The organism is Streptomyces sp. NPDC001508, from assembly GCF_040298665.1.
Lineage (GTDB): Bacteria > Actinomycetota > Actinomycetes > Streptomycetales > Streptomycetaceae > Streptomyces.
The window spans coordinates 31398-53794 of record NZ_JBEPAP010000008.1; the positions used below are offsets into that span (position 1 = coordinate 31398).

The following is a 22397-nucleotide window of genomic DNA, read 5'->3' on the forward strand; positions in this document are numbered from 1 at the left end:
TTCGCACCGGTTGCCCGGCTCACGTCGTACGGCACCGCTTTGCCCCTCACCGAGCGTGACATCCGCATGTCCGCGCACGTCACTGGCCTGATACCGTCCCCGCCAACGGCTGCCCTCCCCTGGTCCGCCAAATCCGTTACGTCGCTGAGAGGTTGGAGCATGCCGGACGACGCCGCCGCAGCCCGGGCCGCTGCCGAAGAGGAGTCGGCCTTCTCGCACCCGCCCGTCGATCCGGACGCCACAGCCGCGTACGGCGATCACCCCGACCAGGTGATCGACTTCTATGTCCCGCGCGGCACGGAGCCATCGTCGCCGGGCTCCGGCGCCCCGCTGGTCGTCGTCCTGCACGGAGGGGCCTGGCGCGCGCCGTACGACCGGCGGCACGTCACGCCGTTCGCGGACTTTCTGGCCCGCCGCGGCTTCGCCGTCGCCAACGTGGAGTACCGGCGTGGCGGCCCCGCACCGGCCGGGGGCGGCGCGGGCCCGGTCGCGGGTCGCTGGCCGGACACCTTCGACGATGTCGCCGCCGCGCTGGACGCCCTGCCCGCGCTGGCCCGCGCGGCGCTTCCGCAGGGCGATCTGCGCCGCACGGTGCTCACCGGCCACTCGGCGGGCGGCCACCTGGCCCTGTGGGCGGCGGCCCGCCATGTGCTGCCCGCGGACTCCCCCTGGCGCACGGACCGGCCCGCCGCGCTGCGCGGAGTGGTCGCCCTCGCCCCGATCGCGGACTTCGAGGTGGCGGAGAAGCTGGCCGTCTGCGACAACGCGGTGCGGCAACTGCTGGGCGGGAAGGACGAGTTCACCGCGCGCAGGCCGTACGCCGACCCGGCGCTGCTGCTGCCCACGGGCATCGCGACGACGCTCGTCCAGGGCCGTGCGGACGTGGTCGTGCCGCAGGCGGTCGCCGAGGCGTACGCGGAGGCGGCGGCCAAGGCGGGCGAGGTGGTGGGCCTGACGCTCCTGGAGGACGTGGGGCACTTCCCGCTGATCGACCCCTCGGCGGACGCGTGCGCGGTGGTGGCGGAGGAGATCGCTCAGCTGGCGTGGTGAGCCGGGCCCCCGTCCTTCCGGGGGTCTCGGTCCTTCAGGTGGTGTCTCGGTCCTTCAGGTGGGGTTCCGGTCCATTAGGTGGGGTCCCGGTCAAACCCGTAATACCTGAGAGCTAGGCGGAGATGAGCTCTCTGGCGGGACGCCGACGACCAGGCCCGATTTCTAACTTCCTTGTCAGAACGCCCGATGGCCGGGCGGACGGGGAGGAAGACGATGACGGGGCATGGGCCGGGACCGGCCGTTGACCGACGGAAGCGGACCGCCCCGGACGTCGCCGCACCGGGCGCCGCCGCACCGGGCGCCGCCGCACCGGGCGCCGCCGCACCGGACGTCGCCGCACCGGGCGCCGCTGTGTCGGACGTCGCCGCACCGGACGTCGCCGCACCGGGCGCCGCTGTGTCGGGTGTCGTCGTACCGGATGCCGCCGTACCGTCCGGCGTTGCCGCGCCCGGCGGAGCCGGCTGGCGGAGAGCGGGGCGACATCGCGGGGCCGGGTGGGTACGGGCCCTGCTCGCCGCGCTGATCACGACCGCCATGGTGGTCCCGCTCTCCGCCGCCGCCCGACCGGAGGTCCCCGCGCCGGCCCCGGCCTCGCTCGCCCCGCCGACGGCACGGACGCTGTCCGAGGCGTACGCGGCGAACCGGGCCAACGCCGCGCAGGCCGCCCGCACGGCCGCCGCCCACGGCGACCGCCGCCGTGCCGCCGCGGACCGTGCGATAGCCGCTGCCTCCCGCCGGTTCCTCGTCTTCGACGGCCGCGGCTCCGGCCGGGCCACGGAGATCTTCGGGGATCTCGCCCACGCCGACCGCGTGGCGGTCCTGGTCCCCGGCTCCGACACCTCGATAGACACCTACGACCGCTTCCACCGTGCCGCCGCGGCCCTGTACGGCGCGCTGGCCCGCGAGGCGCCTCCGGGCAGCCACCCGGCCGTCCTCGCCTGGCTGGGCTACGACACTCCGAGCACCGTCAGCACCACCGTGCTGACCGCCGACCGCGCCGAACAGGCCGCGCCCCGGCTGCGCGCGCTGGTCGGGGACGTGCGGCGCGTCACCGGCGGGCGGGCACACCTCACCCTGGTGTGCCACTCGTACGGCTCGGTGGTCTGCGGCCGGGCCGCCGCGGGCCTGGACGTCGACGCGCTCGCGCTCGTCGGCAGCCCCGGCACCGGCGCCGACTCGGCCGCGGCGCTGCACACACCCGCCCGGGTCTGGGCGGCGCGCGGCTCCGGCGACTGGGTGGCCGATGTGCCGCATGTCAGGGCGGAGCTGTTCGGCACCACCGTCGGCTTCGGCACCGATCCGGTCTCGCCGGGCTTCGGCGCCCGTGTCTTCGACGCCGCCGACGCCGACCACAGCGGCTACTTCGCACCGGGCTCGACCGCGCTGGTCAACCTGGCCCGGATCGCCCTCGGCGAGACGCCGGAGGTGACCCATGCGTGACGGCCTCCTGCCGACCGTGCCGAAGGGCCTGCGCGAAGGCGCCCTGCGCGTGGACGCGGCCACGCCCGCCACCCGGGACCGCGCGGTCGACGCCCTGCGGGCCTTCGCGATCCTCGGTGTCGTCCTGGGCCACTGGCTGGTCACGGCCCTGGTGGCGGACGACGGCGCGCTGCACGCGGCGAGCCCGTTGCGGCACATGCCCTGGCTCGCCCCCGTTTCCTGGGTCTTCCAGAGCCTCGCCGTCTTCTTCCTGGTGGGCGGTCATGTGGCGACCCGGAGCCACGCGCTGTCCCGGGTCCGTGGCACGACGTACGGCGGGTGGCTGCGCGGCCGGCTGTCCCGGCTGTTCCGGCCGGTGATCGCCGTCGTAGTCCTCTGGGCGGTCGCGGCGACGGCCCTGCTCCTGCTGGACGCGCCGCTCGACACCGTCCGCACGCTGGTGAAGCTTGCCCTGTCCCCGCTGTGGTTCCTGCTGGTCTTCGCCGCCTTGACGGCGGCGACGCCGCTCGTGGCCCGGCTCAGTCCGCTGTGGCCGCTGGCCGTCGTCCTCCATGTGGATCTGTTCCGCTTCGGCCTGGACGGCGCCCCGTCCTGGCTCGGCTGGGTGAACCTGGCGGCCGGCTGGCTGGTGCCCTACACCCTGGGCGCGGCCTGGACGCGCGGCGAGCTGGACGGCCGCCGCGCCGGGCTGCTGCTGTTCGCCGGCGGCGCGGCGGCCACGGCGGCACTTCTCGTATGGGCCGGATACCCGGTGTCGATGGTGGGCGTCCCCGGCGAGCCGGTCTCCAACCTGAACCCGCCGACCCTGGCGGCGGTCACCTTCGGCCTCGCCCAGTGCGGTCTCGCCCTGCTGCTGCGCGAGCCGTTGCGCCGTGCGCTGCGCCGCCCCGTCGCCTGGGCGGCCGTGACCGTGGTCAACCTCTCCGCGATGACGATCTTCCTCTGGCACCAGACGGCGCTCATGGTGACGACGGCCGTACTGCTGCCGGCGGGCCGCCTGCCCGGTCTGCACACCGCCCCCGATGGTCTGGCCTGGGCCGCGGCCCGCCTCGGCTGGCTCCCTGTTTTCGCCCTGGCCCTGGCCGTGTGCTGGACGGCCTTCCGGTCCCACGAGCAGGGGAGCCGCCGATCCCCGCCGCGTCCCTCCCGGGTGATCCGCCGCCACCGTCCCCGTCGCCCCGAATCCGAGGCGGCGCGCGGTGCCTAGGGTGGGTCGCTCGGCATCCTCCCCTCCCGGAAGGGAGCAGATTCCCGGCTCAGGCTGCGGGATACGGGGACGCCTCCTCGGTGTCCGCCCCGCCCGTCGGCCGCGGGGCGCCCGTAGTACCTGAGACGGATCCCGAATGACCCCTCTCACAGGTGACGCCCCCGGCCCCCGGCCCGGCCTACGGTTTTGCACGTGACCGAGACGACGCACACGCAGACCACACCGGCGGACGGCCGGTACGACGCGTACAAGCCGCGCAGCCCGGAGGTCCGGGCGGCCATGGACGCCCTGCGCGGGCTGCGGCAGGACCTGTTCCACGACGCCTTCGCCTACCGCCCGCTGGCCCCAAGGAGCGTCGACGGCCCGATCACCCGACGGCTCTCCGGCCGTAAGCGGGAGTACGCGTCCTGGACCCCGCACGCGGTGGTGGCCGCGGTGGGCGGGCTGGCGATGCTCATGTCTTTCGGATACTGCGGCCCCGGCGTGTCGGGCCTGCTGTGCGCTGTGTTCACCCTGGGCCCGGTCCTGCTGACGCTGGTCCGGCCCGTCGGGGCGTTCTGGCTGTCGTTCCCGGCGTCCACCGCGGTGGCCACCCTCAGCCCGAACTGGGGCGACTGGCCATGGCTGCCGGGCAGCTTCCTCGCCCATCTGACGGTGCTCACAGTGGTGGCGATCCGCACCCGCCCCCGCACCGCCGCCTGGATGTGGCTGACGACGGCGGGCTACGGCTTCGTGGCCGGTACCGTCCTCAGCGGCGGCTACAGCCCGAACGTCGGCCCCATGATGCTCCTGTCCGCGCTGCTGCTGCTCGCCGTCACCGTCTGGCACATACGCCGCGACGCCAAGCAGGAGGTGACCGCCCAGCAGACGGTGACCGCGCACGAGCGTTCCCGCCGCACCCTGCTGGAGGAGCGCACCACCATCGCCCGCGAACTGCACGACGTGGTCGCCCACCACATGTCGGTGGTCGCCATCCAGGCGGAGGCCGCCCCCTACCGGGTGGAGAACCCGCCGCCCGAGCTGGAGAAGGCGTTCGCCACGATCCGGGAGAACGCGGTGGCGGCACTGACCGAGCTGCGCCGGGTCCTCGGAGTGGTCCGCGCGGAGGACTACGAGGCGCCCGACACCCCCCAGCCCACGCTCGCCGACCTGGACGCGCTGCTGGCGAACGTGCGGGAGGCGGGGCTGGACGTCGAGAAGGCGGTGACCGGCGCGGTGCGTGAACTCCCGCAGGGCGTGGAGCTGTCGGCGTACCGGATCGTCCAGGAGGCGCTGAGCAACACCCTGCGGCACGCGCCGGGGGCGAGCGCGCGGGTCGAGATCGGCTATGTCCTCGGCGGTCTGGGCCTGCGCATAGTCAACGGCCCGCCACCCGCGACGGCTCTGGTCAAGCCCTCGCCCGGCGCCGGGCACGGCATCACCGGCATGCGGGAGCGTGTCTCGATGCTGGACGGTGAGATGACGGCGGGCCCGGTCGACGGGGGTTACGAGGTGACGGTGTTCCTGCCCGTCGCGACGGTGAGCGAAGGTGAGGCATGACGATCCGCGTACTGATCGCGGACGACCAGATGATGGTGCGTGAGGGCTTCTCGGTCCTGCTCAACGCGATGCCGGACATCGAGGTCGTCGGCGAGGCCGTCAATGGCCGCGAGGCGGTCGAGCGGGTCCGCGAACTGGCCCCCGACGTGGTGCTGATGGACATCCGGATGCCCGAGCTGAACGGCATCGAGGCGACGCGTGAGATCGTCGCCGCGGACGGCACGGCGAAGGTGCTGGTGCTGACCACGTTCGACCTGGACGAGTATGTCTACGAGGCGCTGCGCGCGGGAGCGTCGGGCTTTCTGCTCAAGGACGCCTCCGCCCGGCAACTGGCGGACGGGGTACGGGTGGTGGCGGCCGGCGAGGCGCTGCTCGCCCCCTCCGTCACCAAGCGGCTGATCACGGAGTTCTCCAAGCTGTCCGACGGTCCGCGTCTGACCCCGACCGCGCAGGCGGCCTACGGTGATCTGACCGAACGGGAGACGGAGGTGCTGGTCCTCATAGCCCAGGGCCTGTCCAACGTGGAGATAGCCGAACGTCTGGTGGTGGCCGAGTCGACGATCAAGACCCATGTGAGCCGCGTCCTGGTGAAACTCGGCCTACGCGACCGCACCCAGGCGGCGGTGTTCGCCTACGAAGCCCGGCTGGTGACACCGGGCTGACGCGTCCCACCCGCAGCCACCGTGCGACCAGTGGCCCCGGCCTGCGGTTCCCCTATCAGCTGAGGCCCTCCAGGGCGCACTCGCACCAGATGTACTTGCCGCGGTTGCCGTTCCTGGACTGCGGCTGCCAGCCCCACACGTCGGCGCAGGCGCGGACCAAGGCGAGGCCGCGGCCGTTCTCGGCATCGGCGAGGTGGTCGAACGGTCTCGGCGGCTCTGGCGGCTCGGGGTCCGCGTCCCACGCGCCGAGCCGCAGCGTCCTCGGCGGTGACCAGCGCACCCGTAGGGCTGCCGGGCCCTTGGTGTGCAGTACGGCGTTGGAGACCAGCTCCGTGGCGAGGAGTTCGGCCGTGTCGACCAGGGTGATCAGGCCGTGCAGGGTGAGGATCAGACGGAGGGTGCGGCGGCAGACCGTGACGGCGCGGGGGTCGTTGGGGATGTGGAGGGAGTATTCCCAGGGTTCGGGTGCGTTTTGAGGCATGCGTCAACTCCGGTTCGATGGTGGAATTTCGGAGGTCTGCGGGTCGCGGGCGGTGGCAGTGCCGCAGCCGTCGTGGCAGGGCGGAGCGGTTCGCTTCCGGTGACCCAGGGTTTCGCAGCGTGTGCGTCGCGTCACTGACGGTAGAGGAATAATTATTCCTTGCGCAACCGATTGGCGTAGCCTTGCGCTCGAACGAGGCATCACCGCAGGGCTGTTGAGGAGGGTGCATGGCGCCGAGGGGGTACGCCACCGCGCGGCAAGTGCGGTTGGGCACTGAGCTGCGTCGACTGCGGGAGGCGGCCGGACTGAAGGCGCGCGAGGTAGCCGGGATGCTGAATTCGACCTCGGCCCAGATAAGCCAGGTGGAACTGGGCTTCGCCGGTGCCAGCGAAGAACGGGTGCGACGTCTCGCGGCTCACTACGCATGCACGGACGAGGCGTTGATCGATGCCCTGGTGGCGATGGCCACCGACCGGACGCGTGGCTGGTGGGAGGAGTATCGGGGAGTGCTGCCGCCGGTGTTCATGGACACTGCCGAAGTCGAGCACCATGCGTCGTACCTTCGCGAGATCGTGATCACCCGCATCCCCGGGCTCCTTCAGACCCCGGACTACGCACGCGCGGTCTACGCCTACATGAACCCGGAGCTGCCGGAGAAGGAGGTCGCTCCCAGGGTGGAACACCGGATGCGGCGCCGTGCCGTCATCGAGGGCGACAATCCCACCCCGTACGAGGCGATCATCCATGAGGTCGCACTGCGGCTCCGCGTCTCCGATCGCGAGTCCTCACGTGCTCAACTTCGGCAGATCTTGGACCTGGTTGAGCAGGGGCAAGCCGCCGTGCGCGTGATCCCTACCGACCAGGACGGCTTTGCCGGTTCCGGGGCCTCGATGATGTATGCGGGAGGACCTGTGCCCCGACTGGACACCGGAATGCGGGACTCACCGACCGGCGTCGCGTTCATCGATGCCGAATCCCAACTGCCCAGACTACGGGAGCTGTTCCGTAGGGTGGAGAGTGCGTCGCTGGACGCCATGGCGTCACGCGACTTCATCCACCGTCTGGCGAAGGAACTCTGATGAACTGGCGGAAGTCCACCTACTCCGATGGCGGCGACGGCGACACCTGCGTCGAGATCGCCGACCTGCCCACCCGTATAGCCGTCCGCGACTCCAAGTTCCCTGCGCGCGCCACCCTTTCCTTCCCCGCCGCCTCCTTCGCCGCCCTTATCGGCCATCTGAAGGAGGACCCCTGGTCGGAGGGGCGGATGCCGGGTTAGCGTCCCGGGATGGCTGCCTTCGACCCCTGGGACCAAGGGTTTCTCGCCGACCCTTACCCCGCCTACGCCGAGCTGCGGGAAAAGGGCCGCGTGCACTACTACGAGCCCACGAACCAGTGGCTGGTCCCGCATCACGCGGACGTCTCGGCGCTGCTGCGTGACCGGGGGCTCGGCCGGACCTACCAACACCGGTTCACACACGAGGAGTTCGGGCGCACGGTTCCGCCGCCGGAGCACGAGCCCTTCCACACGCTGAACGACCACGGGATGCTCGACCTGGAGCCGCCGGACCACACCCGGATCCGGCGGCTGGTGTCGAAGGCGTTCACGCCGCGGACGGTGGAGCGGCTGAAGCCGTACGTGCACGCACTGGCCGACGAACTGGTCGCGGCGCTGGTGGCGGCGGGCGGCGGCGATCTGCTGGCGGATGTCGCGGAGCCGCTGCCGGTCGCGGTGATCGCCGAGATGCTGGGCATCCCGGAGTCGGACCGCGCACAGCTGCGGCCCTGGTCGGCGGACATCTGCGGCATGTACGAGCTGAACCCGTCCGAGGAGACGGCGGCGAGGGCGGTGCGGGCGTCGGTCGAGTTCTCGGAGTATCTGCGGGGGCTGATCGCCGCCCGCCGCAAGGAGCCGGGCGAGGATCTGGTCTCGGGGCTGATCGCGGCCCACGACGAGGGTGACCGGCTGACCGAGCAGGAGATGATCTCGACGGCGGTCCTGCTGCTGAACGCCGGCCACGAGGCGACGGTCAACGCCACGGTGAACGGCTGGTGGGCGCTGTTCCGCAACCCGGACCAGCTGGCCGCGCTCCGCGCCGACCGCTCCCTGGTGCCGTTTGCGGTGGAGGAGCTGATGCGCTACGACACCCCGCTCCAGCTCTTCGAGCGCTGGGTGCTGGACGAGATCGAGATCGACGGCACGACGATCCCGAGGGGCGCGGAGATCGCCATGCTCTTCGGTTCCGCCAACCACGACCCGGCCGTCTTCGAGGCCCCCGACCGCCTGGACCTCACCCGCGACGACAACCCGCACATTTCCTTCAGCGCCGGCATCCACTACTGCATCGGCGCCCCGCTGGCCCGGATCGAGTTGGCGGCCTCCATGACCGCACTGCTGGAGCGGGCCCCGACGCTCGCCCTGGCGGAAGAGCCCGAGCGGAAGCCGAACTTCGTCATCCGGGGCCTGAAGGGGCTGAGCATCACGACCTGACCCCGCGCCCGAGCGACGCCGGGGGCGCGGAGAACTCCACGGCGAGCGCCGACCGCCCAAGCACAGCGCACGCGCACTCGCACGCGCCCACGCCTCGTCAGGTCGTCACGCCTCGTCAGGTCGTCACGTCGCGTCGGCGCAGGGCCGCAAGTCCGGCTCCGACGAGGGCCACGGCCAGTAGCAGGAGGACGAGCACCGGGCCCCACCGCATCGGGCCGCCCGGCAGCTTGGGCAGATGGCCGAACGGGGACAGATCGAGCACCGCCTGCGGAACGTCCAGCGCGGGACCGACCCAGCCGATCAGCAGCACCGCGCCGGCGACCCCCCAGGCCGCCATCGCGCCGCGCGGCAGCACGCCGTACAGGAGGACCGCCAGGCCGCCCACGACCCAGACGGCGGGCACCTGCACCAGGCACGCCCCGAGGATCGGGCCGACCTGCCTGCCGTATCCGGCGGCGAAGCCCAGTCCGGTCAGGAGCATGAGCAGCGCCACCCCGCCGAAGGCGATCGCCAGATGGCCCGCGGCCCAGCGCAGCCGGCCCACCGCCCCGGCCAGCACGGGCTCCGCCCGGCCGGCGGTCTCCTCGCCGTACAGCCGAAGGACGGACGAGACGACGTACAGGGCGGCGACCAGACCCATGATCCCGACCATCGAGGCGAGGAACGCGTCGGTGATCCCGGACTGGCCGCCCATGCGCGCGAACAGGTCCCGGGCCTGGTTGTTGTCGCGGACCAGGTCGGCCGCGCCGTCGGTCATCCCGCCGTAGACCACTCCGGCCAGGAAGAAGCCGATCGACCAGCCGAGGACGCTGCCCCGCTGGAGCCGCCAGGCCAGTGCGCCGGCCGTGCCGAGCCGCCCTCGGGCCGGTCCCGGCAGGGTCGGCAGGAAGCTCATGCCGGTGTCGCGGCGGCCGGCGAGCACATAGGCGACGGCCGCCTGCGCGGCCACGGCCGCGGCGAACAGCAGCAGGACCCACCAGCGTTCGTCGGCGAAGGCCCGCAGGTTCTCCAGCCAGCCGAGCGGGGACAGCCAGGTCAGGACGGAGGAGCCGTCGTCGGACGCCGAGTCGCCGGCCGCGCGCAGCACGAAGGCGGCGCCGAGCACGGCCGCGGTCAGACCGCGGGCCAGCCGTGCGCTCTCCGTGAGCTGGACCACGATCGCCGCGGCCGTCGCGAAGACCAGGCCGACGCCGGCGATGCCCAGGCCGAGGGCGAGCGCACCCGAGCCGCCGTGCCCGGCCAGGCCGGCGACGAGCAGCAGCGCCAGGACCGCGTTGGCGACGACCGCGGCCAGCAGGCCGGCGGTCAGCGGGGCGCGGCGGCCGACCATGCCGGACGAGACGAGTTCCTGCCGCCCGCTCTCCTCCTCGTCCCGGGTGTGCCGGACCACCACGAGCAGGCTCGTCACCGCGGCGAGGGCGCCCGCGTAGATGCCGACGCGCCAGGCCGTCAGGGCGCCCAGCGAGTCGTCGAAGACCGGGCCGATGAGCGCGCGCAGGGAGGGGTTGGTGTCCATCTGGCGGAGCAGGTCGGCGCGCGCGGCGGCGGTGCCGTACAGGGTCGTCAGCGACTTGGGCATGGACAGGACCATCAGCGCGTTGACCGCGACCCACACCGGGATCATCACGCGGTCGCGGCGCAGCGCGAAGCGCAGCAGGACGCCGGTGCCGGCCAGGTGGCGGGAGCCGCCGGTCCGGGCGTTGCGGGCGTGCGGGGAGAGGGCGGCGGCGGTCACCGTGCCACCTCGCCGGTCTCGTCGGTCCCGGCGGTCTTGCCGGTCTCGTCGGTCTCGTCGGTCTTGCCGGTCTTGCCGGTCTCGTCGGTCTCGTCGGTTTCGGCCGTCTCGGCCGTCTCGGCCGTCTCGGCCGTCTCGTCGGTCCCGGCGGGCTCGGCGGGTTCGGTCTCGTAGTGCCGCAGGAACAGCTCCTCAAGCGTCGGCGGCGTCGAGGTCAGCGAGCGCACGCCGGACTCGCTCAGCGAGCGCAGGACCTCGTTCAGCTTGTCCGTGTCGACCTGAAGGCGGACGCGGCGGCCCTGGACGTCGAGGTCATGGACGCCGGGCAGGTGCGCGAGCCCGTTCGGCGGTCCCGCGAGTTCGGCACTGACGCTGGTCCGGGTCAGATGGCGCAGATCGGCCAGGGAGCCGGTCTCCACCGTGCGGCCCTTGCGGATGATGCTCACCCGGTCGCACAGCTCCTCCACCTCGCTGAGGATGTGCGAGGACAGCAGGATCGTGCGGCCCCGGTCGCGTTCCTCCTCGACGCAGCGCTGGAAGACCGCCTCCATCAGCGGGTCGAGGCCGGACGTCGGTTCGTCCAGGATCAGCAGGTCGACGTCCGAGGCGAAGGCGGCGACCAGGGCGACCTTCTGCCGGTTGCCCTTGGAGTAGGTGCGGCCCTTCTTGGTGGGGTCCAGTTCGAAGCGCTCGACCAGTTCCGTGCGGCGCCGCGGGTCGAGCCCTCCGCGCAGGCGGCCGTAGAGGTCGATGACCTCGCCGCCGGAGAGATTGCGCCACAGGGTGACGTCTCCGGGCACATAGGCGATGCGCCGGTGCACCTCGACGGCGTCCGCCCACGGGTCGCGGCCGAGTACCTGTGCGGCGCCCGAGTCGGCCCGCAGCAGGCCGAGCAGGACCCTGATGGTGGTGGACTTGCCGGCGCCGTTGGGGCCGAGGAAACCGTGCACCTCGCCGGTCTCGACCTCCAGATCGAGGCCGTCCAGCGCGTGGGTGCGGCCGAAGGACTTGTGGAGCCCCGAGACCGTGATTGCCTTCGTCATGGTCCGGAACGTACGCTTCTTTCAGAAGTTTGTGAAGTTAAGGAAGCGTATAAACCGCGGGTAGGGTGACGGTATGGCGGAGTCAGCGGCGGTGGGGCGGGATCCGGAGGCGGTCTCGCGGTTCGTGGAGTCCTTCGCGGCGCAACTCGTCGAGGCGGGCGTGCCGCGGATGCCGTCCCGGGTGTTCGCCGCGCTGCTCGCCTCCGACACCGGCACGCTGACCTCCGCCGAGCTGGGGGAGCGGCTCAGGATCAGCCCCGCCGCCGTCTCCGGCGCCGTGCGCTATCTGGCCCAGGTGCACCTGGTCTCCCGCGAGCGGCAGCCCGGCTCGCGGCGGGAGCGGTACCGGGTGCACAACGACCAGTGGTACCAGGCGCTCACCAGCCGTGAGGCGATCATCAAGCGCTGGGAGGACGCCCTGCGGGAGGGCGTGGCGAGCCTGGGCGCCACGACCCCGGCGGGCCGACGGCTGGCGGAGACCCTCGCCTTCTTCGAGTTCATCGAGCAGGACGTGGCGAACATGATGGAACGCTGGCGCCTGCACCGCGACCGGCTGTACCCGAGAAACACCCCCGACAGCAGCATCCCGGCCCGCCCCGCCGACTAGGTTGCGCCCGTCCGGCCGGCCAGGCCGCGGCCTCGCCCGGCGGCCACGAGGCCCGCTACGCGGGGAGCGTGCCGTTCTGTGCCGCCTTGCGGTGGCGGGTGGACAGGCGGGAGCCGGACTCGCGGCGGGCGGTGCGGCGCAGCAGGGGCACCGCGAGCACGAACCCGAGGACCGCCCAGGCGGTCAGCACCAGGGCGACCATGGGCAGTTCCCAGGAGCCGGCCGCCTCGGCGGTCCGTGCCGTGTCGGGGAGCAGCGCCGAACGCAGGCCCTGCGCCATCCACTTGAGCGGGAAGACCGAGGCCACCTGCTGGACCGGCACGGGCAGCGAGGTGATCGGGATCACCGTCCCGGAGGTGAACAGGAGCCCCATCGTCGGCAGCATGATCAGCGCCAGCGCCTCGCGGGGGTTGGGCAGCACCGCGCCTATGGCCGCGCCCAGCGGTACGACGGCGAGCAGCCCGAGCGTGGTGACCCACAGCAGCGTCAGCCAGTCGGCCGGCCCGTGCGGCAGCGGCCCGTCCACCAGCAGCGCCGCGGCTGCCAGGAGCAGGGCCATGGTGCCGACCGCCACGACGACCACCAGCAGGCACTTGGCGACGAGGTAGGCCGGTATCCCGCCGGGCGTGGCGCGCAGCCGCAGCAGGGCACCTTCCTCCCGCTCGGTCACGAGGATCTGCGGAAGGCTGATCAGTCCGATCTGGAACAGCAGGTAGGCGGTGAAGCCCGCCAGCACCAGATGGGCCATCGGGGTCCGGGTGCCCGGCACGTCGTCGCTGACGTAGGCGGCGACGAGCAGCGCGACGACCACGTTGGTCAGATGGCCGGACATCTCCTTGCCGTTGCGCAGGAGGTGCCGCAGCTCGATGCCGCCGCGCTGGAGCCCGGCGCGCCAACCGTTCGTCATGGGTGTCCTCCTCATGCGGCCCGGGTCTCCTCGTCCCTGTCCCTGTCCCTGTCCCTGTCCCTGTCCGTGTCCCCGTCCGTGCCGTCGGTCTGCCGGTGCAGCATGTGCAGGTAGGTGTCCTCCAGCGTCGGGCGGCGGACCTCCAGGCCGGCGATCGGGCCGTCCGCCTGCCGGTGGAGTTCCCAGACCAGCCGGGAGGGGTCCTCGGTGCGTTCACGGCGGGCCGTCCCGTCGTCGGCCGTCCAGCGGACCTCGGCCTGTGCGGCGGCCCGCCGGGCCAGTTCCGCGGGCGTGCCGCAGGCCCGGATGCGGCCGCCGACCAGGATGGCGAGCCGGTCGGCGAGCCGCTCGGCCTCCGCCAGGTCGTGGGTGGTGAGCAGGACGGTGACGCCCTCGTCGCGGGCCAGCCGTTCGACCAGGACGTGGAACCGGTGCCGCGCCTGCGGGTCGAAGCCGGTGGTCGGCTCGTCCAGGAAGAGGAGCTGGGGGCGGCCGACGATGCCGAGCGCGACGTCCAGCCGCCGCCGCTGGCCGCCGGACAGCCGGTCCACCTGCCGACCGGCCTGGTCGGTGAGGCCGACCAGGGCCAGCAGGTCGGCCGGGTCGCGCGGGTCGGGGTAGTACGTGGCGAAGTGCGTCAGCAACTCGGCGACCCGCCAGCGGCGGTGGTCGCGCCAGGACTGCAGGACCAGTCCGATCCGGCCGCGCCACGCGTCGTCGCCCCGTTCCGGGTCCGTACCGAGGACGCTCACCTCACCGGCGGAACGCTGCCGGAAGCCCTCCAGGATTTCCACGGTGGTGGTCTTCCCGGCGCCGTTGGGTCCGAGCAGCGCGAAGACCTCGCCGCGGTGGATGTCCAGGTCGACGCCGTGCAGGACGTCGAAGTCGCCGTACGTCATCGTCACGCCGCGGGCCCGGACGACGGGCTGGGCGGGTGTGTGCTCCGGTGTCATCTGCCTGCCCCCGAGTGGTCTCGCGGTCGTGGCGGGGTGCCGGCCGCCGCCGGGGGACCGGCACCCTCGACGATCGCCCGGAGCGCCGCGACGTGCCCCTCGAAGGCGGTGCGGCCGCGGTCCGTCAGCCGTACCCTGGTGCGCCGCTTGCGGCCGCCGCCCTCCTTGTGGAGCTCCAGATATCCGGCCTCTTCCAGGGTGTGCAGCTGTTTGGAGAGCGCGGAGTCGCTGAGCGAGAGGCTGTCCCGGACGAACGCGAAGTCCGCCCATTGGGTGGCGGCGAGCAGCGCGACCACCGACAGCCGGGTGGCGGGGTGGATCAGTTCGTCGAAGCCGGCGGGGATGCTCATCGGTCCGTCCCTGCGTTCGCCGCTCCCGTGCCTGCCGCTCCCGCACGTGCCGCCGGTGTGCCGCGGTCCCGCGCCGACCGGGCCGCCCAGCGGCTCGTCGGGCCCACGAACAGTGCGAACACCGTCGCCGAGACCGTGGCCTGGATCAGACTGGCGGACATCGGCTCCAGCGAATCGACCAGGCGGCCGGACAGCAGGGTCGTCCCGCCGGTCACCACCGCCCCCGCGACGAAGGTGCCGGACATCCGCCGGGTGCACCGGGTGTGGTGCAGGCGCAACCGGCTGCGGCGGTTGTGCAGCACGGCGAGCACGCTCAGCAGCGCGACGTAGGCGGCGACGACCAGCCCCACGCCCCACCCGGGCAGGTCCAGGCCCAGACCGGCCAGGAAGAGCCACATGAGCGCGGCCGTGGCCCAGGTGGTGCCCGATCCGTCCGCCGTGGACCGCTCGAACTCGTCGTACACCCGCTCCTGCGGCACTCGGATGCGTTGGAGGTCTCTCCACGCCTGTTCGGCGTCCACCGGTGTGCTCACGGCCCGCGCCCTCCCGTTCCCGCTCGGCATTTCCCAGCTCAACTTTCCTACTGGGAAAGTTACTCTTGACTTTCCTAGTAGGCAAGTGGACGGTTCGCCGGTGCCGGTGCCGGTGCCGGTGCCGGTGCCGGTGCCGGTGCCGGTGCCGGTGCGGGTGCGGGTGCGGGTGCGGGGGCGGGGGCTACGGCAGCGGGGGCGGCAGGGTCAGGGTCCAGGCTCGTTCCCTGAGGGTCCAGGTGCGGCGGCGGACCGGGCCCGTGACGCCCGCGTCCGTCCGGTAGCGGAAGTCCGTCCCGGTCACGGTCACCGTGCGCCCCGACACCCGCAGCGCGGACGCCTCCGCGCCGACCGACACCGGCCGCACCTCGACCTCGGCCTGCCCGGCGGTGCCCGGCGTCACCGACACCGCCTCCACCGGCTGGTCCAGGTCGACGAGCGTCGCCCCGTCGACCTCCACCCGCAGCCGGGCGGGGCCGGGCGGGGCCGGGGCGAGCCGGGACGGCCGGGGCGCCAGGGTCCGTACCAGCGACCGGTACGTCGAGCGCAGCCATGGACGCCCCGAGACGGCGGTGGCGCCCACCGGCTCCGCCGGCCGGTCCTCGCGCGGCGCGAGCGGCGGAATCCGCAGGGCGCCCAGCACCACCCCGTCGCTGTCGTCCACCAGCAGGTCCAGGCGGCGCTGCGTCCCGTCGAGCACCGCCCGGGCGGCGGCCACCGCACCGGTCGGCACCCCTAGCGTCTCCGCCAGCGCCAGCGCACCCCCCACCGGCACCATGGACAGCACGCATCCGGCCAGCTCCCGCTGCCGGTGCAGCAGGGACACCGCCCGCACCAGCGCGCGGTCGTCGCCGATCACCACCGGCCGCCGCGACCCGCGGCGCGCCAACGCCCGGGCGAACTCCTCCGGATCGTCCGGCAGGCACACCTTCGTGGTCGCACCCGCGCTGAGCACGTCTTTCGCGATGCGGACGGACTCTCCGTCGGTCTGCCGGGCAACCGGATCGATGATCACCAGCAGCTGATCGGGCGTCGCGAAAGTCGCCACCTCGGTCCTGCCTCGCTTCCTCGGGTAGCATCTTTGTGCAAGAGCCCCTTGCGCTATTGCGCCAGGGGCTTCGTCTATTCCGGGGCATCCGGTCCGACGGTTGTGCGGCCAACGACGGTCGCGGTGGTACGTGGCGGTGAACCCTACGCGTGCGCCCCTGACCTTGGACATGCCCCGCCCGGAAGGGGTGTACGCGCGTGCCCGCACTTGTGCTGCTCGGTGCTCAGTGGGGTGACGAGGGCAAGGGGAAGGCCACCGACCTGCTCGGTGGCTCGGTGGATTATGTCGTCCGGTACCAGGGCGGCAACAACGCCGGCCACACCGTGGTCGTCGGCGACCAGAAGTATGCACTCCACCTGCTCCCTTCCGGAATCCTCTCGCCCGGTTGTACGCCGGTCATCGGCAACGGCGTCGTCGTCGACCCGTCGGTCCTGCTCTCCGAGCTGAGCGGTCTGAACGAGCGGGGAGTGGACACCTCCAAGCTGCTGATCAGCGGCAACGCTCACATCATCACGCCGTACAACGTCACCGTCGACAAGGTGACGGAACGCTTCCTCGGGAAGCGGAAGATCGGCACGACGGGGCGCGGCATCGGTCCGACGTATGCCGACAAGATCAACCGCGTCGGCATCCGGGTCCAGGACCTGTACGACGAGTCGATCCTGCAGCAGAAGGTCGAGGCGGCGCTCGACGTCAAGAACCAGATGCTGACCAAGCTCTACAACCGGCGTGCCATCACCGCCGACCAGGTGGTCGAGGAACTGCTGGGTTACGCGGAGCAGCTCAAGCCGTATGTCGCGGACACGGTGCTGGTCCTCAACCAGGCGCTGGAGCAGGACAAGGTCGTCCTCTTCGAGGGCGGGCAGGGCACGCTGCTGGACATCGACCACGGTACGTATCCGTTCGTCACCTCCAGCAACCCCACCGCGGGCGGGGCCTGCACCGGCGCCGGCGTCGGCCCGACGAAGATCAGCCGGGTCATCGGCATCCTCAAGGCGTACACCACCCGCGTGGGGGCCGGGCCCTTCCCGACCGAGCTGTTCGACGAGGACGGCGAGGCGCTGCGCCGGATCGGCGGCGAGCGGGGCGTCACCACCGGCCGGGACCGGCGCTGCGGCTGGTTCGACGCGGTGATCGCGCGGTACGCGACCCGGGTCAACGGACTGACCGACTTCTTCCTCACCAAGCTGGACGTGCTCACCGGCTGGGAGCGGATCCCGGTCTGTGTCGGCTATGAGATCGACGGCCGCCGGGTCGATGAACTCCCGTACTCCCAGACGGACTTCCACCACGCCAAGCCCGTCTACGAGACGCTGCCCGGCTGGTCCGAGGACATCACCAAGGCCAAGTCGTTCTCCGACCTGCCGAAGAACGCGCAGAACTACGTCAAGGCGCTGGAGGAGATGTCCGGCGCCCCGATCTCCGCGATCGGCGTGGGCCCGGGCCGCGACGAGACGATCCAGATCAACTCGTTCCTGTAGCAGGGCCGTTCACTCCCCGGCGAAACGGGGAGACGGCCACGAGCGCCGACGGGGCGCCCGGAATGCCTCCGGGTGCCCCACCGCTCCGTGTGCTCCCTCCCTGTGCTCCGTGTGTTTCGTCAGAGGATGATCTGGGACGGGTCCGCCTCCATGCGGGCCACCGCCGCTCGTACCGCGTCCGCGAACGTCCAGAACGCCGCGGTGACCGAACCCGCCCTGCCCTTGATGGTGTTGGTGCCGAACATGGCCGCCCGCAGCTCGGTCGTCAGTTCCAGCTGGGCGCCCATGCCGAGCAGCGTCCGGTTGCAGATGTTGTCCGGCGAGACCCCGGCGATGTCGTCGTCGGTGGACGCGTCGATCGTCTGGACGCCCGCCGCATCCAGCGCCTCGCCGAGGTATCGGCGCAAGGCGGCGTTGCGGCCACCGATCACCACCGCCTCGGGACGGGACGCGGGGGCGCCCGCCTGGGCGGCCGTACAGCCGTGCACGCTCACCACGTTGAGGGCACCGGCCGCGAGCGCGAGGGCCACGCGGTCGTCGCAGTGCGTGGACGTGACGTGCAGTTCGGAGTTGCCGCTGGATCTGATGCCCTCGAACATCCAGTAGTCGTGCAGCGGCGCTCCCGCCCCGTAGCGGGGGGTGAGGTCCTTCGGGTCGTACCCCGCGATGCCCAGGCACAGTTCGGAGGTGCCGCCCTCGATGCCGCCGCCGTGCAGGGCGAGGATCGCGGTCCGGCCGTACGTGCCCGGCGCCCCCGCCTGGTCGTCGTCGGTGTACGCGTGGCGCCGGCAGCGGCGGGCGAAGTCGATGCCCTCGCGCCCGGCGAGCGTCCGGTAGAGGTCCGTGTTGGAGGCGTACAGGTCGCTCGCGGCGGACGCGGGTACGGCACCGAGCGCGGTGGGCAGCGCGGTGCCGAGTCCGGCGGCGGCGAGGACGGTCAGGACGGAGCGTCGGGACGTTGTGATCACCTTGCCGATGATGGCAGAGGGCGCGACCGCTCCTCGGGGACAACGGTCCGTCAGCTGAAGACGATCATCGAGCCCTGGGCCAGGCTTCGGGTGGCCGCGGCGTGCAGGCCGAGCCAGACGTGCCGTTCGCGGGCGAACGGGCTCGGGTCGTACGGCGCGGGCCCGGCCGGCTCCTCCAGTTCCGTGGGCGCGCTCGGCGGCTGGGGAGCGGCCGGCGGGTTGGCCGGGTCGATGCCGATCGCCGGTGCCACCTGCTCCAGCTCCCGCAGCAGCGCCTGCGAGGAGCCCAACGGGCCGCCGCCCGCGAGCAGTTCGTCGTTGGACAGCGGCTGCGGGAAGTCGACCGGGACATAGGCGCCGGCGTGGTCGTAGTGCCAGACCAGGTGCGACTGCTGGGCCGTCGACTCGAACATCTCCAGCAACTGTTCGTAGTCCCCGCCCAGTTCGTCCACCGGGGTCACCGGCAGCCCGCACACCTGGAGGAGATGGGCCCGGCGCAGGAAGTGCAGCGCGTCGTAGTCGAAGCCGGCCACCGGGGCGACGTCCCCGGACAGGCCCGGCATGTACTGGTACACCGGCACCGGCGGCAGTCCGGACTCGGCGAGCACCTTGTTGTACTGCGCGAGTTCCTCGGCGAACGGGTTGTCGGGGGTGTGGCACAAGACGTCGACGAGCGGCACCAGCCACAGGTCACAGGCCAAAGAGGGCTCCTCGCATCGGCACGCGGCGCGCTGGCGCGCACAGCAGGTGGTCAGGGCAGGGTAGTCGGTGCGGCGCGGGGTCAACTCCCCTCGTGCAGGTCCCATACCCACACGCCGCCGGTCCACTTCCCCGGTCTGCCGGTCAGCTTCGTCACGGCCTCGCGCAGCGGACCGTCGTTGGTCTGCGGGGCGAGCACCAGGGCGCCCGCATTCCAGTACGCGAAGTCCCGCCGGGCCTGCGCCCGCCAGTTCTCGCCGATCTCCGGTACGACACCGCTGTAGCGCACCTCGCGCAGCATGTTGGAGGTGTAGCGCGGGGAGGCGCCGTAGATGCCGATGCGGTCCTCGCCGTAGGGGCCGTTGAAGTAGCCGCCGGGCAGCTTGAAGCCGAGACCGGCCGCGGTCTGCCAGTGCAGCGCCTCCGCCGCGCCGGGATCGGGCAGCGGCACCGGGACGAGCGACTCACCCGGGTGGATGTACGGCCTCCACATCCCGTCCGCTATGAACGCCGGCACCGGCGCCCGCGGCACGGACTTCAGCGGCGCCGGGACCAGCGGCAGCAGCGCCAGGGCGACGCCGAGCAGCCCGACGTACTGGGTCGCCGTGGCGCGCATCGCGGCCAGCCGGTCCACGGCGATCGCCAGCAGGATGCCCAGCGCGGGCGCGCAGATCATCGCGACGCGGCCCTCGATGACCGACTCGAACAGCGGCAGATGGGCGAGCGCCGCCCACGGGCCGGTGAAGACGGTGTCGGTGAGCGGCATGCGGATCTTCGGGCCGAGCGACAGCAGCGCGGCCGCCACCGCCGTGAACGCCAGCGCCTTGACCAGGGCCCGCTCCCACAGCCGTACGACGATCGCGAAGGCGAGGGCGACCAGCGGCCAGCCGTAGAAGGCGTTCTGCTCCGTGGGGTTGAGCGAGAGGGACCCCGCGACCTGCGCGTCGCCGGCGACCAGGGAACGCTCGGCGAAGGCGAGCAGCGCGAGGGGGCTGTTGCCCGCGTTCTCGCCGTGCAGGACGCTGTGGTAGCTCTGCGGGCCGGCGAACTGCCAGTACAGCGGGAAGGCGACCAGCGGCAGACAGACCGCCGCGCCGATCAGCAGGCCCTTGGCCAGCGGCCGCCAGGCCCGCCGCGCCACATCCCGGCGGACGACCGCGTAGCCGGCGGCGAACAGCAGCATGCCGACCGAGGCGAGCAGCAGCGGCTCCTCGCCGAGGAAGACCTGGTACGTCGCCATCAGGCCCAGCACGATCCCGTCCCGCACCACCCGGGTGCCCGCGCACAGCCGCAGGGCCCGGTCGACGATCAACGGGATCATGAACAGGACGACGAAGTTGGGGTGCGCGTTGGCGTGGCTGACCATCGGCGGGGCGAAGGCCGCCAGCAGCGCGCCGAGGAACGCGGCGGCCCGCTGCCGCACCACCCGTTTCACGATCAGCCAGTACCAGGCGGCCGCGGTCGCGGCCAGCCCCAGCGCCATGCACACGCTCAGCGAGACCGCCGGTCCGGCCAGCAGGGTGAGCGGCGCGAACGGCACGGACAGGCCCAGCATGACCGTGTTGGCCATCAGGTTGACGCCGTCGGGGAAGCCCTGAAGGTCGGTGAAGAGCGGGTTGCGCAGATGGGCGACGTTGTCGGCCGTCACCGCGAAGAACCACTCCCACTGGTTCTGGTCCTGCAGCGAGTCCGGCAGGTAGTGGTGCGCCGGGTCGAAGAGGCGGCCCGAGTACAGGAGGACCGCCATCAGCAGGAACAGGACGGCCGCCAGCAGATCGGCGGGGCGCAGCGCGCGGGCCCGCAGCCGGGCCAGGTCGGCCAGCACGCGCGCGTAGTCGAGCGGGCCTATCTTCGAACCGGGCTGGTGGCTCCAGCGCACCGGGACCTCGGCCATCGGCCAGCCCGAGCGGCGGAACCGCTGGAGCACCTCCACGTCGATGCCCCAGCCGTCGAGCCGGGAGTCCGCGAACGCCGTGCGCGCCCGGTCGCCGTCGAACAGTTTGAAACCGCACTGGGTGTCCCGTATGCCGGGCACCGCGGTCGCGCGTATCAGCAGGTTGCCGGCCCGGCCGAGCCATTCGCGGACCCGGTGCTGCCGGTGGGCGATGTCCGCGCCCGGCACGGAACGCGAACCGAGCGCCACCGCGTTCCCCTCGCTGAGCGCCTTGTCCAGCCGCTCCAGCTCCTCGATGGGGGCGGCCAGGTCGGCGTCGGTGACCAGCACCCGCCGGCCGCGCGAGTCGGCGACCCCGAGCCGCAGGGCGTGACCCTTGCCGCGGTTGCGCGGGGAGCCGACCAGCCGGATGCGCGGATGCCCGAGCCGGGTGACGACGTCCCGGGTGCCGTCGGTCGAGCCGTCGTCTGCGACGACGACCTCCCACTCGCCCCAGCGGCCCTCGGTCTCGCCCAGGTAGCCGGTGATGGCGGTGAGGGTGGGGCCGAGGCGCGCCTCCTCGTTGTAGGCGGGGACGACCACGGTGAGGTCGACCATCCCGGCAGGACCGCTCACCGGGCCGCCAGCCGCTCGATGAGGTCGAGGGAGTGCGTGTTGTAGGCGGTGACGACCGCGCGGGCCGCGGCGGCGTCCCGACGCGTCAGCGCGTCGACGAGTTCGGTGTGGCCGGACCACAGCAGGCCGCGCAGGTCCGGCAGACGGCGCAGGTGCTGCACCGCGCACACCCAGGACAGCAGGCGCAGCCGGTGCAGGAAGTCGGCGAGGTAGGGGTTGCCGAACAGGGCGCTCAGCTCGCGCCAGAAACGCAGGTCGTACCCGATGAGCACGCTCAGCTCGCCGGCGCCCGCCGCCCGCCTGGCCTCCTCGCCGCGCCGCCGGACCGTGGCCAGGGCCGCCGCGGTCCGCTGGTCGGCCGAGCCCTGGAAGGCGCCGTGGCCCTCGGCGAGGGCCTGGAAAATGCCGTCGGTGACCAGACTGCGGGCCTCGATCATGCCCTGGTAGTCGGTCAGTGAGTACTCCGGGACGTGGAAGCCGCGGTGCTGGTCGGCCTCCAGGATGCCCTGCGCGGACAGGTCGACCAGCGCCTCCCTGACCGGGGTCGCCGACACGCCGTACTGTTCGGCGATCTCCTTCACCGTGAACTCCCGCCCCGGCTGGAGCCGGCCGGCGAGGACTTCGTCACGCAGCGCGTCCGCTATCTGCTGGCGCAGGGTGCTGCGCGTCACGGCGCCGTTGCCGGGCATGGTCGGCG

22 protein-coding genes are annotated in these 22397 nt (G+C 72.5%); 10 read left to right on the forward strand and 12 right to left on the reverse strand.

The features are described 5' to 3' along the window. Positions 1-159: 159 nt before the first annotated feature. The 5 genes from ABT245_RS10350 (at position 160) to ABT245_RS10370 (ending at position 5898) form a co-directional block, all read left to right on the forward strand. Entirely contained in the window at positions 160-1050 is an 891-nt protein-coding gene (locus ABT245_RS10350; RefSeq protein ID WP_351731343.1) for an alpha/beta hydrolase, read from the forward strand. Between the two features lie 213 nt (positions 1051-1263). Beyond that, positions 1264-2490, forward strand: coding sequence for an alpha/beta hydrolase (locus tag ABT245_RS10355; protein ID WP_351731346.1), 1227 nt, complete (start codon positions 1264-1266; stop codon positions 2488-2490). After that, on the forward strand, positions 2483-3697 hold the full coding sequence (locus tag ABT245_RS10360) for an acyltransferase family protein (protein ID WP_351731348.1): 1215 nt from the start codon (positions 2483-2485) through the stop codon (positions 3695-3697). The genes ABT245_RS10355 and ABT245_RS10360 overlap by 8 nt, the downstream gene beginning before the upstream one ends. Positions 3698-3889: 192 nt before the next feature. Next, positions 3890-5236, forward strand: a complete 1347-nt coding sequence (locus ABT245_RS10365) for a sensor histidine kinase (RefSeq protein ID WP_351731351.1) — start codon at positions 3890-3892, stop codon at positions 5234-5236. After that, positions 5233-5898, forward strand: a complete 666-nt coding sequence (locus ABT245_RS10370) for a response regulator (RefSeq protein ID WP_351731353.1) — start codon at positions 5233-5235, stop codon at positions 5896-5898. The genes ABT245_RS10365 and ABT245_RS10370 overlap by 4 nt, the downstream gene beginning before the upstream one ends. Before the next feature lie 55 nt (positions 5899-5953). On the opposite strand, the gene ABT245_RS10375 is transcribed toward ABT245_RS10370, so the two are convergent. After that, complete coding sequence (locus ABT245_RS10375) at positions 5954-6379, reverse strand: ATP-binding protein (RefSeq protein WP_351731356.1); 426 nt, start codon at positions 6377-6379, stop codon at positions 5954-5956. A 227-nt stretch (positions 6380-6606) separates the two neighbouring features. On the opposite strand from ABT245_RS10375, the gene ABT245_RS10380 reads away from it, so the two are divergent. From ABT245_RS10380 to ABT245_RS10390, 3 genes are read left to right on the forward strand one after another with little or no spacing between them, the layout of a single operon-like run. Continuing rightward, a complete protein-coding gene (locus tag ABT245_RS10380; RefSeq protein WP_351731359.1) occupies positions 6607-7458 on the forward strand; it encodes a helix-turn-helix domain-containing protein in 852 nt (283 codons plus the stop codon). After that, positions 7458-7658, forward strand: coding sequence for a DUF397 domain-containing protein (locus tag ABT245_RS10385; RefSeq protein WP_351731362.1), 201 nt, complete (start codon positions 7458-7460; stop codon positions 7656-7658). Before ABT245_RS10380 ends, ABT245_RS10385 begins: the two co-directional genes overlap by 1 nt. Positions 7659-7667: 9 nt before the next feature. Next, positions 7668-8870: a cytochrome P450 gene (locus ABT245_RS10390; protein ID WP_351731364.1), complete on the forward strand. Its 1203-nt coding sequence runs from the start codon at positions 7668-7670 to the stop codon at positions 8868-8870. A gap of 115 nt (positions 8871-8985) precedes the next feature. On the opposite strand, the gene ABT245_RS10395 is transcribed toward ABT245_RS10390, so the two are convergent. After that, a complete protein-coding gene (locus ABT245_RS10395; RefSeq protein ID WP_351731657.1) occupies positions 8986-10494 on the reverse strand; it encodes an ABC transporter permease in 1509 nt (502 codons plus the stop codon). 107 nt (positions 10495-10601) lie between these two features. Then, a complete protein-coding gene (locus ABT245_RS10400; protein ID WP_351731366.1) occupies positions 10602-11648 on the reverse strand; it encodes an ABC transporter ATP-binding protein in 1047 nt (348 codons plus the stop codon). 73 nt (positions 11649-11721) lie between these two features. On the opposite strand from ABT245_RS10400, the gene ABT245_RS10405 reads away from it, so the two are divergent. Then, entirely contained in the window at positions 11722-12255 is a 534-nt protein-coding gene (locus tag ABT245_RS10405) for a GbsR/MarR family transcriptional regulator (protein WP_351731368.1), read from the forward strand. 55 nt (positions 12256-12310) lie between these two features. On the opposite strand, the gene ABT245_RS10410 is transcribed toward ABT245_RS10405, so the two are convergent. The 5 genes from ABT245_RS10410 to ABT245_RS10430 form a co-directional block, all read right to left on the reverse strand. After that, positions 12311-13162: an ABC transporter permease gene (locus ABT245_RS10410; RefSeq protein WP_351731371.1), complete on the reverse strand. Its 852-nt coding sequence runs from the start codon at positions 13160-13162 to the stop codon at positions 12311-12313. 11 nt (positions 13163-13173) lie between these two features. Further along, a complete protein-coding gene (locus ABT245_RS10415) occupies positions 13174-14115 on the reverse strand; it encodes an ABC transporter ATP-binding protein (RefSeq protein ID WP_351731373.1) in 942 nt (313 codons plus the stop codon). Further along, complete coding sequence (locus ABT245_RS10420) at positions 14112-14465, reverse strand: transcriptional regulator (protein WP_351731376.1); 354 nt, start codon at positions 14463-14465, stop codon at positions 14112-14114. Before ABT245_RS10420 ends, ABT245_RS10415 begins: the two co-directional genes overlap by 4 nt. Next, the gene (locus ABT245_RS10425) at positions 14462-14986 is read right to left on the reverse strand and encodes a hypothetical protein (RefSeq protein ID WP_502982105.1); all 525 of its coding nucleotides are present in this window, start codon (positions 14984-14986) and stop codon (positions 14462-14464) included. Before ABT245_RS10425 ends, ABT245_RS10420 begins: the two co-directional genes overlap by 4 nt. A gap of 193 nt (positions 14987-15179) precedes the next feature. Next, positions 15180-16043 carry a diacylglycerol kinase family protein gene (locus ABT245_RS10430; protein ID WP_351731381.1) on the reverse strand — a complete coding sequence of 288 codons (864 nt, stop codon included), beginning with the start codon at positions 16041-16043 and terminating at the stop codon, positions 15180-15182. Between the two features lie 197 nt (positions 16044-16240). On the opposite strand from ABT245_RS10430, the gene ABT245_RS10435 reads away from it, so the two are divergent. Then, positions 16241-17524, forward strand: a complete 1284-nt coding sequence (locus ABT245_RS10435) for an adenylosuccinate synthase (RefSeq protein ID WP_351731383.1) — start codon at positions 16241-16243, stop codon at positions 17522-17524. Positions 17525-17643: 119 nt separating this feature from the next. Here ABT245_RS10435 and ABT245_RS10440 read toward each other — a convergent pair whose 3' ends face one another. The 4 genes from ABT245_RS10440 to ABT245_RS10455 all read right to left on the reverse strand — a co-directional run bounded on the left by ABT245_RS10440 (position 17644) and on the right by ABT245_RS10455 (position 22389). Continuing rightward, positions 17644-18492, reverse strand: a complete 849-nt coding sequence (locus ABT245_RS10440) for a poly-gamma-glutamate hydrolase family protein (protein ID WP_351731385.1) — start codon at positions 18490-18492, stop codon at positions 17644-17646. 50 nt (positions 18493-18542) lie between these two features. After that, on the reverse strand, positions 18543-19193 hold the full coding sequence (locus ABT245_RS10445; protein ID WP_351731387.1) for a putative DNA-mimic protein: 651 nt from the start codon (positions 19191-19193) through the stop codon (positions 18543-18545). Between the two features lie 80 nt (positions 19194-19273). Beyond that, a complete protein-coding gene (locus ABT245_RS10450; RefSeq protein WP_351731660.1) occupies positions 19274-21682 on the reverse strand; it encodes a dolichyl-phosphate beta-glucosyltransferase in 2409 nt (802 codons plus the stop codon). A gap of 14 nt (positions 21683-21696) precedes the next feature. Further along, positions 21697-22389: a GntR family transcriptional regulator gene (locus ABT245_RS10455; RefSeq protein WP_351731662.1), complete on the reverse strand. Its 693-nt coding sequence runs from the start codon at positions 22387-22389 to the stop codon at positions 21697-21699. Between the last annotated feature and the right edge of the window lie 8 nt (positions 22390-22397).

What these genes read in the sequence shown, in the direction of transcription:
- ABT245_RS10370 (WP_351731353.1), top strand. Translation starts at nt 5,233, where the DNA reads ATGACGATCCGCGTACTGATCGCGGACGACCAGATGATGGTGCGTGAG.
- ABT245_RS10410 (WP_351731371.1), bottom strand. Translation starts at nt 13,162, where the DNA reads ATGACGAACGGTTGGCGCGCCGGGCTCCAGCGCGGCGGCATCGAGCTG.
- ABT245_RS10450 (WP_351731660.1), bottom strand. Translation starts at nt 21,682, where the DNA reads ATGGTCGACCTCACCGTGGTCGTCCCCGCCTACAACGAGGAGGCGCGC.
- ABT245_RS10385 (WP_351731362.1), top strand. Translation starts at nt 7,458, where the DNA reads ATGAACTGGCGGAAGTCCACCTACTCCGATGGCGGCGACGGCGACACC.
- ABT245_RS10395 (WP_351731657.1), bottom strand. Translation starts at nt 10,494, where the DNA reads ATGATCCCGGTGTGGGTCGCGGTCAACGCGCTGATGGTCCTGTCCATG.
- ABT245_RS10355 (WP_351731346.1), top strand. Translation starts at nt 1,264, where the DNA reads ATGACGGGGCATGGGCCGGGACCGGCCGTTGACCGACGGAAGCGGACC.
- ABT245_RS10405 (WP_351731368.1), top strand. Translation starts at nt 11,722, where the DNA reads ATGGCGGAGTCAGCGGCGGTGGGGCGGGATCCGGAGGCGGTCTCGCGG.
- ABT245_RS10360 (WP_351731348.1), top strand. Translation starts at nt 2,483, where the DNA reads ATGCGTGACGGCCTCCTGCCGACCGTGCCGAAGGGCCTGCGCGAAGGC.
- ABT245_RS10380 (WP_351731359.1), top strand. Translation starts at nt 6,607, where the DNA reads ATGGCGCCGAGGGGGTACGCCACCGCGCGGCAAGTGCGGTTGGGCACT.
- ABT245_RS10455 (WP_351731662.1), bottom strand. Translation starts at nt 22,389, where the DNA reads ATGCCCGGCAACGGCGCCGTGACGCGCAGCACCCTGCGCCAGCAGATA.
- ABT245_RS10420 (WP_351731376.1), bottom strand. Translation starts at nt 14,465, where the DNA reads ATGAGCATCCCCGCCGGCTTCGACGAACTGATCCACCCCGCCACCCGG.
- ABT245_RS10350 (WP_351731343.1), top strand. Translation starts at nt 160, where the DNA reads ATGCCGGACGACGCCGCCGCAGCCCGGGCCGCTGCCGAAGAGGAGTCG.
- ABT245_RS10390 (WP_351731364.1), top strand. Translation starts at nt 7,668, where the DNA reads ATGGCTGCCTTCGACCCCTGGGACCAAGGGTTTCTCGCCGACCCTTAC.
- ABT245_RS10400 (WP_351731366.1), bottom strand. Translation starts at nt 11,648, where the DNA reads ATGACGAAGGCAATCACGGTCTCGGGGCTCCACAAGTCCTTCGGCCGC.
- ABT245_RS10415 (WP_351731373.1), bottom strand. Translation starts at nt 14,115, where the DNA reads ATGACACCGGAGCACACACCCGCCCAGCCCGTCGTCCGGGCCCGCGGC.
- ABT245_RS10375 (WP_351731356.1), bottom strand. Translation starts at nt 6,379, where the DNA reads ATGCCTCAAAACGCACCCGAACCCTGGGAATACTCCCTCCACATCCCC.